General features: G+C 52.4%; 8 protein-coding genes and 1 pseudogene. 5 read left to right on the forward strand and 4 right to left on the reverse strand.

What is annotated here, in order from left to right; translation table 11 throughout:
- A pseudogene (locus FH871_RS33150) lies at window positions 1-2,064 on the forward strand (hypothetical protein); the annotation flags it as partial.
- On the opposite strand, the gene upp reads toward FH871_RS33150, so the two are convergent.
- Window positions 2,065-2,709 (reverse strand): uracil phosphoribosyltransferase, encoded by a 645-nt coding sequence (gene upp / locus FH871_RS16240; protein ID WP_138992476.1) that lies wholly within the window; start codon window positions 2,707-2,709, stop codon window positions 2,065-2,067.
- A gap of 130 nt (window positions 2,710-2,839) precedes the next feature.
- Here upp and FH871_RS16245 point away from each other — a divergent pair, with 130 nt between their 5' ends.
- The 3 genes from FH871_RS16245 to FH871_RS16255 all read left to right on the forward strand — a co-directional run bounded on the left by FH871_RS16245 (window position 2,840) and on the right by FH871_RS16255 (window position 8,208).
- A complete protein-coding gene (locus tag FH871_RS16245; protein ID WP_138992477.1) occupies window positions 2,840-4,633 on the forward strand; it encodes a hypothetical protein in 1,794 nt (597 codons plus the stop codon).
- Window positions 4,634-4,707: 74 nt separating this feature from the next.
- Window positions 4,708-5,286, forward strand: a complete 579-nt coding sequence (gene lpcA, locus FH871_RS16250; protein WP_138992478.1) for a D-sedoheptulose 7-phosphate isomerase — start codon at window positions 4,708-4,710, stop codon at window positions 5,284-5,286.
- A gap of 72 nt (window positions 5,287-5,358) precedes the next feature.
- Complete coding sequence (locus tag FH871_RS16255) at window positions 5,359-8,208, forward strand: AsmA-like C-terminal region-containing protein (protein WP_138992479.1); 2,850 nt, start codon at window positions 5,359-5,361, stop codon at window positions 8,206-8,208.
- Window positions 8,209-8,231: 23 nt separating this feature from the next.
- Here the strand turns inward: FH871_RS16255 and FH871_RS16260 are convergent, their stop codons facing one another.
- A complete protein-coding gene (locus FH871_RS16260; protein ID WP_138992480.1) occupies window positions 8,232-9,290 on the reverse strand; it encodes a class I SAM-dependent methyltransferase in 1,059 nt (352 codons plus the stop codon).
- A 318-nt stretch (window positions 9,291-9,608) separates the two neighbouring features.
- On the opposite strand from FH871_RS16260, the gene FH871_RS33155 reads away from it, so the two are divergent.
- The gene (locus FH871_RS33155) at window positions 9,609-9,995 is read left to right on the forward strand and encodes a cupin domain-containing protein (RefSeq protein WP_171062861.1); all 387 of its coding nucleotides are present in this window, start codon (window positions 9,609-9,611) and stop codon (window positions 9,993-9,995) included.
- 117 nt (window positions 9,996-10,112) lie between these two features.
- Here the strand turns inward: FH871_RS33155 and FH871_RS16270 are convergent, their stop codons facing one another.
- On the reverse strand, window positions 10,113-11,276 hold the full coding sequence (locus tag FH871_RS16270) for a P1 family peptidase (protein ID WP_138992482.1): 1,164 nt from the start codon (window positions 11,274-11,276) through the stop codon (window positions 10,113-10,115).
- Window positions 11,273-12,289: a proline iminopeptidase-family hydrolase gene (locus FH871_RS16275; protein WP_138992483.1), complete on the reverse strand. Its 1,017-nt coding sequence runs from the start codon at window positions 12,287-12,289 to the stop codon at window positions 11,273-11,275. Before FH871_RS16275 ends, FH871_RS16270 begins: the two co-directional genes overlap by 4 nt.
- Window positions 12,290-12,779: the final 490 nt, after the last annotated feature.

Below are 12,779 nucleotides of genomic sequence, written 5' to 3' on the forward strand. Positions count from 1 at the left end.
AAAGGCACGGTGAAACGGGCGGATTCGGAGGCACAGTCTGAAAACATCAAGTTTAACAAAGAAGGCTTTACGGCGGGCAATGCGCAATTCCGCGTCGTGGCGGATAAGCAGGGAACCACGACGAAACCCATGTTGCTGGGCACAAAGGTCGATCTGGATTTCAATCAGGTGAAAGGCGTCGTAACCATTGCCACCAACAATGCGACGACCTCGTTCAGCGACACCCTGCTGTCGAGTCTGGAGTTCCCGAATGCTGCTTATAAAACGTCGATCAGCAAAGCGCAGTGGAACATCGCGGCCAAAACCATCACGATGAAAGCCGCCAAAACATCCACCTTTACGGCCACCGCAGAGGAACAGGAAGGGCTGACATTCAATGCCACATCGGCGGTGTATGATGTGGAAAAAGCGACGCTGAACATCAGCGGAGTACCATACGTGACGTCGGCCGATGCCCGGATTTACCCGGAAAAAGGCCTGATCACGATCAAACGGAACGGGGAGATGCTGCCGCTCAAGAATGCCCGGCTGGAACTGGATACCACCAGCCTGTTCCATAAATTGAAAGGCGGTAACATTCAGGTGCAGTCGCGGACCCGGTTTTCCGGGGAAGCTGTCTACCAGTTTGCGGCTGCCAAAGGCGATACGGCTAACATCAAAATGGGGAGTTTTGAACTGAAAGAAGCCGCTCCGGTGGCACTGGCATCGAACACCCGGAGTGTCGGCCGGAAAGGGAAAAATGGCAATGAACTGGCCAAAACGTATTATACTGTGGCCCGCGCCGACGTCGACGAACGGGACAACGTGACGCTGGCACCCAAAGTGGCCTTCAAAGGCAGCATCACGATGATGGCACCCGAGCAGGATCTGAAACTGGAAGGGGCGATTAAAATTGCGCTGAAAAAGCGGGCCAATCTGGTAAGTGACTGGATTCCAATGAAGGAGAAAATTGGCGAAACCTTCAGCATCAAAGTCGATCAGACGCTCAAAAATGACGGTAATCAGCCACTGACCGCCGGTTTGCATTTCCGGGGCGGGGGCACCGCCGGGCTGTATCCGACATTTTTATCGATGAAGGAAAGCGACAAGGATGATGATTTGTACCGCGCAACCGGCGTCATGACCTACGACGAGAAAGACAAAGTTTTCCGGATTGTGAAGAAGGATGCCGCCGGGCTGGAAGATGTCGAAGGCGCGTTTACGTTCAACGATGCCACGGGTGTCATGAATTTTCAGGGACCGGTCAATGTGATGAATACCGGTATGACGGGCTCGGCGCCGAACAACTTTGTTTTTGCCGCCGGAACGGGCCGGGCGCAGGTCGATAGTTCGACGTTGCGGCTGAATGCGCTGGTCGGTTTTGCACTGCCGATTCCACAGCCGGTGAATGCCGCCATTGCCGAGAAGATGGTAAAAGCCAACCTGGACGAAAAGAACGACGAACCCGCTGATGACGATCTCGACCGGTTGACCGCCAAACTAGCCGCCATTATCGGCCAGAAAGCGACGGATGTGTACCGCACTAAAGCGCAGAACCAGCACGTTTCGATTACGCAGGCTGCACCCAAATTTGTGGCTTCGCTGGTGCTTTCGAACGTCAATCTGCGCTGGTCCGACAAATACAATGCGCTCTACAGCACCGGGCCGATTGGGGTTTCCAATATTGATAACGTCGATATCAACGCGGAAATGGAGGGTTTTGTCGAAATCCGGAAGAGCGATGGGGGCGACGAAGCGACGATTTATCTGGAAGCCTCGCCGGATGTCTGGTACTACTGGGATTATAAATCGTCGGGGGGCGCAACGGCCCAACTGGCGCTGTTGACGTCGGATCAGGAACTGAACGACCGCATCATGGCGGGGGGCAAAGCGGGAAGCAAGGCCATTTCCATCATCGCTGCGGACGTATTTGAGAAAACGCAGTTTACGGACCGGTACATGGATCAGTACAAAACCAAAGAAAAGCCCAAACCGCAGCCTAAAACCGCCACTTCGAAGGACGCTCCGAAGAAAGTAGTGGAGAAGAAAAAAGAGAAAGCTGACGAGAAAAAAGAAGGGTTCTGATCAGATTTTTTCGCCAAAAGCCAGATCGCCGGCATCTCCCAAGCCGGGCACGATGTAGTAATGGGCATCCAGCCGCTGATCGATGGCTCCCAGCCAGAGGTGGCACTGCGGCATTTTTTCCTGTACATAGCGGACGCCTTCGGGGCTGGCCAACACGGCGGCAATGTGCGTTTTGGCGGGCGTTCCAAACCGCAGCAGAGCGTGATACACCTTCTCCAGCGACCGGCCGGTTGCCAGCATCGGGTCCATCAGAATGACGGTTTTGCCGCTCAAATCGGGGCTGGAAATGTAATCCATCGCCACTTCAAAATCCTCACTCGTTGGCAGATAACCGCGATACGCACCGATAAATGCGTTTTCGGCCCGGTCGAAATAATTCAGGAAACCCTGGTGAAACGGCAGGCTCGCCCGCAAAATGGTGGCCAGAACCGGCGGTTTTTTGATCAGTGGCGTAGACGACACGCCCAGTGGCGTCTGCACGTTCACGACCTGAAACGACATCGACTTGGATATTTCGTAGGCCATCAGTTCTCCCAGCCGTTCCAGATTGCGCCGAAAACGCATCGGATCTTTCTGAATGGTTACATCGCGGAGTTCGGCAATAAATTGGTCGGCAAGAGAAGGATGATCGGCGAAAACAAACATAGGGGCTTTTTCAGTGTAATTTAAAGGGAATGTGTCGGATAATCCAAACCCTTTCCCTAATTTGTGCATTGAAATAAGAAGATGTTATTTAGGGTACACCGTCCACACGGTTGCCAGTGTGAAGCTTCCAATGAGGACTATTTATACAATCGGGATAGCTTTTGTTTTGCTGGCGTCGGGGTCGGCGCAAGGTCAAAGTCAAAAGATACCTTTAAACAGTGATTATTACCACCTGATCGACCGGCTTGAAATCAAACAGGGCCGGTGGACGAGCGGTTTCCATAGTTCGGTAAAACCGTATAGTCGCCAGGCAGTCGTTCAATTAACCGACAGTATTCTGGCTGATCCCTTTGTTCGGTTATCCCCGGTAGACCGTTCCACCGTCCGCTACCTGCGTGACGATAGCTGGGAATGGGTTCCCAAAGCGTATCCGGATTCTCTCCCTCTGCTACAGGAACGAACGGCTGAATTACACGCGGGTCAGAAACGGGCGGGCGACAGCAAACGGGCTTTCAGTGCGTTTTATAAGAAAAAAAATGACCTCTTCAGCTACGAAAACGAGGATTATGATATTCACGTCAGTCCGGTGGTCAACTTTAGCTACGGAGTCGAAACCAATTCCGGAACGGTGGGCTCGTCAGTTAACCCCTACGTTAATTCAAGAGGAGTTGAAATTCGCGGGAGCATTCGCAAACGCTTAAGTTTTTACACATTTCTGTCTGATAATCAAGTGCTGTTTCCCCGGTATATCTGGGAATATGGAAATCAGTATACCACCAATTTCAATGAAGGCTTTGCCCCCAATGAAGGCTTTGCCAAATTAATTGCTACCCGCCATGCGCCCTATGGCGGAGCGGATTTTTTGTCGGCCCGGGGATACATTACCTTCAATGCCTTAAAAATTATCAACATTCAGTTTGGCCATGACCGGAATATCTTTGGCAATGGGTATCGTTCCCTGTTTTTATCGGACAACAGTTCGCCATACCTTTTTCTGAAGATCAGTACCCGGTTTGGGCGGTTCCAGTATACCAACCTGCTGACGGAATTTCAGAACAGTCAGAAACCGGCCGGTGCATATGAAGAACTGAATCCGCAAAAATACACGGCGATTCACCACCTGAGTGTCAACATTGGCGAGCATGTCAACATTGGTCTCTTTGAAGCGGAAGTATTCAGCCGGAGCCAACTGGAATTGAATTATTTTAACCCCGTTATTTTCTACCGTTTCATCGAATCGTATCGGGGCAGTGCCGACAATGCGCTGGTCGGTCTGGATTTCAAAGCCAATTTTGCCGGTCATTTTCTGGCCTATGGTCAGTTGATGTTCGATGAGTTCAAGATTAGCGAACTGCGGGCGAGAAACGGATCGTGGGTCAATAAATTCGCGTTTCAAACGGGCCTGAAGTACATCGACGCCTTCGATATTCCGAATCTTGATTTACAGGCCGAAATGAATCTGGCGCGGCCCTATACCTATTCCCACCGCTCCGGCCAAACCAATTATGTGCATTACAATCAACCGCTGGCGCATCCGCTCGGGGCCAATTTCATCGAAGGCCTGGCCATTGTGCGCTACCAGCCCCGCGACCGCTGGAATCTGACCGGGACGTTTGGCGTCATGAAGTACGGGGCCGATCCGCCCAACTACAATTATGGCGGCAATTTGCTGAAACCGTATGAAAGCCGGGTGGAGTGGCCGGGCCAGGCCGTGGGGGCGGGCCACCACATCGCTCAGGGGCGTAAAACCCTGGTCACCTACGCCGACGTACGGTTGTCGTTTATGTTGAAACACAATCTGTTTGTCGATTTCCAACAGCTCGTTCGCAAAAGCGACAGCCAGGCCGACCGGTTGAAATACAACACGTCGTCGACCTCCCTGGCCCTGCGCTGGAATCTGCCCTATCGAACCCTGGTTCTTTAAAATGAATTGGTTCATACGGTTTCCGGTCGTTATTTTACCGGAAACTGTACCAACGGATTAACCCCTATTCGGGAATGCTTGACCAAATCATTCGCCAGGAACTGACCGAAGCCCGCTCGGTTCTCGATGCGTTTCTTAGCGACGCTAACCAAATTACGGCCATCGGACAAGCTGCCCAATTGATGGCAGATGCCCTGCAAAACGGCCATAAAATTATTTCCTGCGGCAACGGCGGCTCCCACTGCGACGCCATGCACTTTGCCGAAGAACTGTCGGGCCGGTACCGCGACGAACGCCGGGCGCTGGCGGCTATCGCCATTTCCGATTCCAGCCACCTTACCTGTGTGGGCAATGACTATGGCTACGATTTCGTATTCTCGCGTTTTATCGAAGGGCTGGGCAACGAAGGCGACGTGTTGCTGGGCATTAGCACAAGCGGTAATTCGGCCAACATCATCCGGGCCGTGGAAGCGGCCCGGCAGCGGGGCATGAAGGTGGTTTTGCTAACCGGCAAAGACGGGGGCAGGCTGGCCGGAACCGCCGACGTTGAAATCCGCGTCCCCCACTTTGGCTATGCCGACCGCATTCAGGAGATTCACATCAAAGTCATTCACTTGTTTATTCTGCTCATCGAGAAGCGGCTGATGGCCTAAGCCGGTCGCGGAAATTATTCAAACTTTTTCAGCTTTTGTTTGTCCTATATAAATAGAAAACAAGCAATTAGCATGAAAAAAACCGGAATCATCCTGGCATCACTGCTGGGCATACTGCTCCTGGTCGCCTGGATTGTGCCGATGTTTTTTCGGGATAAAATCGTAACCCGCCTTCAGCAGGAACTGACCAATCGGGTGAACGCCCGGATCACGTTTCGGCCTGAAAAAGTGAGCCTGTCGCTGCTTCGCCACTTTCCCAATCTGACCTTGCAAACCGATTCCCTCAGCATAGTCGGGCGGACGCCGTTTGTGGGTGATACCTTGCTTAGCACCCGCGCCTTCGAAGTAAAAATCAATCTGCTGAGTGTGCTTTCGGGCGATAAATTGAAATTGAACGGGCTGTATCTCAACCAGCCACGCGTGCTGGTGAAAATTCTGCGCGATGGTCGGGCCAACTACGACATCTACAAAGCCGTTGAAAGTGACGAACCGGAAAAGGCCGACACCAGCCAGACGGCTTTTACGCTCGACATCGACGAATGGGAAATAAAAGACGGTCTGATCCGGTATGACGACCGGAGTTTGCCGATGACGGTTCGGCTGGAAGCGGTCAACCATGTCGGCAGCGGCAGTTTGTCGGCGGAAGTGGCGGATTTGGTGCTGAAGACGAAGGCAGAACGGATCACGCTGAACTACGGCGGCATGGAATACCTAAGCGATAAAAAGCTGGATGCCGACATGAAACTGCGGGCCGATCTTGAAAAGTCCGTCTATACTTTTGCCAACAACCGCATCCGCGTGAATGAGTTGCCGCTGGAGCTCAACGGCTCGATTGCCACCGGCACATCGGCACCGGCGGATACGTCCATGCGGTTCGATTTGACGTATCGGTCGCCCGACAGTGATTTCAAAAACCTGCTGTCACTGGTGCCCGGGATGTATTCCGAGCGGTTTCAGGACATCGATGCCGACGGAACGGTGCGTTTCGACGGAACGGTGAAGGGCGTTTACAATGCAAGGCAAATCCCGGCGTTTCTGCTGAATCTGGTCGTCAACGACGGGCGGTTCAAATACCCGGATTTGGCGTCAGCGGTCGAGCACATTGCCCTGGATCTGACCGTCAGTAACGCAACCGATCACTTTCATAATACGGTGATTAACCTGAAAAAACTGGTTGCGGATCTGGGCCGGAACCCGATTCGCGGGCGGGTGCTGGTGCAGGGGCTCACCCGCTCCCGCATCGAGGCCGATTTGACCGCCAAACTGAATCTGGAAGAGTTGACGCAGTTGTTTCCGATGGATAGCATGACGCTGCGGGGGCTGGCGGATCTGAATCTGAAAGCAAAAGGTGTCTATGATAAAACCGCCAAGCTCTTTCCGGTGGTCGATGGGCTGATCCGGTTGGAGAACGGATCGGTGAAGTCGATGAAGTTTCCGGAACCGGTGGAAGCGATCAATGTGCAGGCGAGCCTCACCAACCGGACGGGCAAACGGGCCGATACCCGCGTGGACATAGCCAATTTGCAACTGAAACTGGCCGGTGATCCCTTTCAGGCCAAAGGCTGGGTGCAGAATTTCGATGATTATACTTTCGATGTAATTGCCAAAGGTCGGCTGAATCTGACGAGTTTAACCCGGATTTTTCCGATGGAAGGCACCCGGCTGGCCGGGCTGATCGACGCCAGCATTGAAACCAAAGGCCGGCTTTCGGACGCCAAAGCCAAACGGTATGACCAGCTTCCGACCAGCGGCACGATGGCGATTACCAACCTGAACTACCGGGGCGAAAGTCTGCCGCAGGGGCTGATTCTGAATTCCGCCCGACTGAGGCTGCTGCCCGGAAAACTAAACGTCGAACAGGCGCAGGGCTTGCTGGGAACCAGCACCTTCACGGCCGACGGTTTTTTGAGCAACTACATTCCGTTTCTGCTGGACGAAAACCAGCCGCTGGAAGGGACGCTCAACGTTCGGGCCAATCGATTGACTATCAACGAATGGATGAGTGACGATCCGCAGGCAAAAACCGCCCAGCCGTCGGTGGTTGAGATTCCTGATAACATCCGTTTTGTGGTCAATGCAACCATCGGTCAGGCGGTTTACGACAAAATGCCGCTGAACAACGTCAAAGGACAACTTGAAATGGCCGACGGAATCCTGCGGATCAAGCAGGTGACATTCAATTCGCTGGGCGGACAGTTTGTTACCAACGGCACCTACGACCCGAAGGATCTGGCAAAACCGCGGTTTGCCTTTGATGTCAACATTGCCAACGCCGACATTGCGCAGGCTCACCGGCATCTGACGCTGGCCAAAGTGGTTTTTCCGCTGGCGCAGTACATGATCGGGCGGTTTTCGAGCACCTTTGCGGTCAACGGGCGGTTGGAGCCGGATATGATGCCGGATTTGAATAGTTTGACGGGAAATGCGCTGGTGAAGATCGTACAGGCTACGCTGAAAAATAACCCGATTTTGGAACGTCTTGTCGAAAAAACGAAACTGTCCGATCTCCGGAATGCGCAGTTTAAAGATCTGCTGATGAAAGTGGACGTTAAAAACGGGTTTGTAACCATCAAACCATTCGATGTCAGGATCAATGACAATATCGTGACGGTTTCGGGCTCCAATTCACTGGAAGGAGACCTGAAATACGTCCTGAAACTGGATGTGCCAACGGGCAAAGCAGGTGTCCAGTTTGCCAAAGCGTTTTCGTCGCTAACGGGCCAGCCGCTCGAAAACGCCGATCGCGCCAAAATCGACTTTGCGTTGAACGGGAGTTACAAAAAACCACAGCTTCAGTTTCTGGCGGGTCGGACGGCCGCCCAGGTGAAGGATGTCGTGGTGAAACAGGCGAAAGAAGACCTGAAAGAGCAGGGGTTGAAACTGCTGCAAAAACTGGCTAAATCGCCGAGAGACTCGACGTAAGGATTGAGTGATACAATCAGCCGTTACTTTTTGGCAACGACCATGGCCCGGCCCGGAATCGAGAGGTAGGTGATGACTTTCGACGGTTTTAGTCCGGCCTCCTTTTGCCAGTCCTGAATTTCCCGAACGGAGTAATTCCCGGCGGTGCTGGTCAGGCCATAGAACAGATCCATGCTGTTGCCCACCAGATTGGTGCCGACGCCGGCCGAATTTCCGTCATCTTCGGGCCGGATAAATTCATTGACAATGTATATGCCCCCCGGTTTCAGGGATTTGGCCACTTTCCGGGCCACGTCGCGGTTTTGCTCTTCCGAAAAATGATGCGCCAGACTGGACATCAGCACGATATCGTATTGGGCTTCCCCAAACGCATCCGTCAGTGCGTTGCCTGCCTGGTGCCGCACGCGGTCGCCCATGCCCAGGCGCGCCAGCAGCGGAGCCGCCTGCTCGATGGCCGGTGGTAAATCCAGAATAACCGCCTGGAGATTCGGTAGTTTTCGGCAGAGAGCCACCGAATGCTGGCCGTGTGAGCCGCCAATGTCGAGCATGAGCGTGGCGTTTTTGGGCACCGGGGCTTTCCGGCCAAACTCCCTGGCTTCCGTACCGGTGGCTGCCACCATTGCCTGTTGGTAATACGCCCATTGTTCGGTGGTCAGGTGGTCGTGATACTGAATGCCTTCGCCGGTTTTCAGGTAATCTCCCAACTGCTCCAGCCACGGCCAGACGACCCGGTTGTTGAACCGCATCATGCCAAAAACCGACTCCTGCTGGTCTTTCAGCAACCAGCGTCGGCTGATGCGGGTCAACGTATACCGGTTATCGCGTTGTTTGAAATAGCCCAAAACCAGCAGCAGGCCCATCAATTCGCGCAACGCTTTTGGATTCAACCGACACTCGGCGGCAATCTCATCCACCGTCTGTTTGCCGTTGTGAACCGCTTCGAAAATGCCTTTGTCGGCGGCTTCGAGCACGGCTTTGCCCACAATCGGGAAAATCTGGGCGTGCAAAAGCGGTAGCGGTACCAGATTGATTTTAAGGGCAATCCATTCGAGGAGGTTTTCGGGCGTAACGGTGAGTCGCATGCGGTTCTGGATGATTAATTCTTATTATTTTTCGACGTATATTCGTTCTTAGTTAAAACCGGATTTGACCGGTAGAAAGCTGAAATCGTCAGGATTTATTTTCAAGGCATGAGTAAGGTACAGGAATTTATTAACTCGGGAATACTGGAGGAGTATTGTCGTGGCCTTCTTCTGCCCGGAGAGATTCAGGAAGTAGAGCGAATGGCCCGTGCGTATCCTACTGTTCAACAGGCAATTGATCATATAAGCCTAACATTGAAGCAGGCGGGAGAACCGCTGATAACGCCGGATGCAAAACTGAAAAACCGCATCCTCGGTATGTTGAACGACTTGGGAGAACCCCCGGTTTTCGATTTAAGTGATCTACCGCTCATCAATGCCTATTCCGACGCCGAGCAGTGGCAGCGAACGGTGGCTTCGATTCTGCCCACCCGCGAATTTCGGAACCTGTATGTTCACCCGCTGCGGTCCGGCAACGGTATCGAGCAGTTTATTCTGTGGGTAAAAGAAGAAGTGAAACCCGAAGACCACCACGAAGAACGCGAGAGTTTTCTGATTCTGGAAGGGGAATGTGAATGCCAGATTGGGACAGAAAAGATCCGGCTTTCGGCGGGGGATTATGTCGATATTCCGCTGGATACCGAACACATGGTTCGGGTGTTGTCGCCCAAGCCGGTGAAAGCGATCATTCAGCGGGTGAAGTGAGCGGTTTGTTGGTATTCGCAGCCGGGTCAAAAAAAGCACAACTTTCCGGACTTATTTTTGAAAGAACAGACGCGAGGTACGCAGAACCGTCGTTGGCGCAAGTCCTTCTGCCGAAATTTACCTGATCCGTCGATACTTCCGCAATAAATCTATCACCTTCTTGTGCGGCAGGGCATACGCCTTGTTGCCATTGATGCCTTCCATCGTTTCGGCAGCCACCATCGCGTTGAGAATGGATTCTTCCACGGCCTGAACGGTGGCGTCAAACAGCGGATTCATCTGGTCGTTGGGAAGCTGGTCGAGTTTGGTCAGTTTTTCCCGTTGAAAAGCCGTGGGGTTCGCCGTTGAAAAGGCAATGAAAATATCGCCGGAACCATTGTTCCCTCGCCCGCCAACAATGCCGATGCCGAGCGACACGCGGGTGGCAATCCGTTTCAACTGATGCGGCAGCAGGGGTGCATCCGTGGCAACCACCACAATGATGGAACCGTCGCCCTCTTCCCGGTAAGCTGGTGGCCCTTTGATTTCATAATTTAGCGTGTCTTTTAACTCCTCACCAACGGGGACGCCGGCAATGGTCAGTTGTCGTTTAGCGCCAAAATTGGATTGCACCAACACGCCAACCGTATACGTGGAATCTTTGATTTTGATGAGTCTCGATGCGGTTCCGGTGCCGCCTTTAAAACCCAGACACATCATGCCGGTTCCGCCCCCCACATTACCCTCCTGGACACGGCCCGATTTGGCGTTGTCCAGGGCTTCGAACGCATGGTTTTCCTTGACGTGGAAGCCATAAATGTCATTCAGAACGCCATCGTAGGTTTCGGCAACGACCGGGTACGTATACCAGTAATCTTCTTTATACCATCCGGTTTTTACAAACCATTTCAAAACGGCATCGCGCACCACGCCCACGCTGTTCGTATTGGTAATCAGGATCGGTGTTTCCAGAAAACCGGATTCGGTGATCCAGGTCGTTCCCGTCATTTCTCCGTTTCCATTGAGTGAATACCAGTTGGCAAAAACCGGGTTGTTTTTCCGACCTCTGGGTAAAATGGCGGTGACGCCGGTTCTGACCGGTCCTTTTCCCCGAACGTTTTTTCCCTGGCCTGAAATGATGGTGCTATAACCCACTTCGACGCCCTTGACGTCGGTGATGGCATTCCATTTTCCGGGGATTCCCGAAAACGGAATGCCAATGTCCCGCGCCCTCGGTTTTTGGGCCAAAGCTGAAAATGCGATGAGCAGCAGTAAACTCAGTATGGGAAAACGGGTTCTCATAAATTTCCGGAATCGACATCATGGATAAATTGAATCACGCCGGTCATAAACACTTTTTGGTCGTCCCACATGGCCAAATGGCTGCCATCCGGGCAATAGAGGTAGCGGCCTTTCTGCACCAGTTTGCTCTGTTCTTCCATCGCTTTTGGATCCATCGTATCATGTTTAGCGCCAATCATCAAGGTCGGAATGGTAATTTCCTTCAACCGGTTTTTGATATCCCATTTTGCCAGCCGCCCGCCGATTCCAAATTCGCTGGGGCCCTGCATCATCGTATAAATCACGCCGTTTCCGTGCTTCATAGAGCGGTTAAAACCGTCCGGCCATGTAGTTAACCGACATAAATGTTCCTTATAAAAATGGGGGATGAGCAGTTCCATATACCGCGGATTCGCAAAATCCTTTTTGGCTTCAATGGCCCGTATTTCGGCGAGCACGTCCGGTTTCATCTGCTTCGCGAGCACGTCGTCGGCATACTTTCCATACTCGGGCGCACTGGCCATCATATTCGCAACCAGCAGCGCTTTTAAATTCTTCTGGTATTTCAGGGCGTATTCCATGCCAAGAATCCCGCCCCAGGAATTACCGAGCACATAAAAATTGGAGCTGTCGGCGCCGATGGCCTGCCGAACCTGCTCCACTTCCTCCACAAAACGATCGGTAGTCCAGAGCGTGCTGTCGGTTGGCTGGTCGCTATAATAGGAGCCTAGTTGGTCGTATTCATAAAATTCAAAGCCCTCTTTTTGAAAAAAGGTCTCAAAACATTCCATGTACTCATGCGTCATGGCCGGGCCGCCATGCAACAGCAGAATCTTTATTGTAGGATTGGTGCCAAAGCGCTTTGTCCAGACTTTAAAATCACCCACCGGGGTTTTAATGGGTATCATTTTTACCCCACCCGCCTGGATGGAATCGCCATACGTAAAATAGTCAGACATCGACGTAGAAGCGGTTTTTTGTTGGCAGGAAGTAAGCAGCAGGAAACCCGCTAAAATGAAGAAGAGAAACCGCATGTTGGTAGGTTAAGATTTTTTATGATTTTATAAATGTCAACTCCTGTCGTTGCATCGGTTGAATTTTCCAATAAGTTAAGCGATACCACGCCCATTCCAATGGACCAAAACGAAAATACTTTTACCCGATCAGGCTGGCAATCAATGGCAACCGCCCGATGCTGAATGCAAGGAAATATAGCTCACGCCGTTGCCATTTCCGGCACCTTGAAAAACCGGTTCACCAGGAAAATACGATTGGCAATGAGGGTGTACCTGGTTTCTTTTATGTCGGCTTCGCTTTTGGCCCGCTCTTCGACCAGGTACAGTTTTCGGTAATGCCAGACCGGCTCGCGTAGACGTTGTAATACAGCTTCCCCTTTTTGCTGGCATACATTTCTTTGTAGCTATAAGTGGGCATCCGCGAAACCAGGTAGTCGCGGTGGCTGGGGTCGCCCTGGTCGAACGCTTTGAACAGGGCATAAACCGGGAAAACGGGACGACAAGATGC

The sequence above is a fragment of the Larkinella sp. C7 genome (assembly GCF_006149005.1).
In the GTDB taxonomy this organism is placed as follows: domain Bacteria; phylum Bacteroidota; class Bacteroidia; order Cytophagales; family Spirosomataceae; genus Larkinella.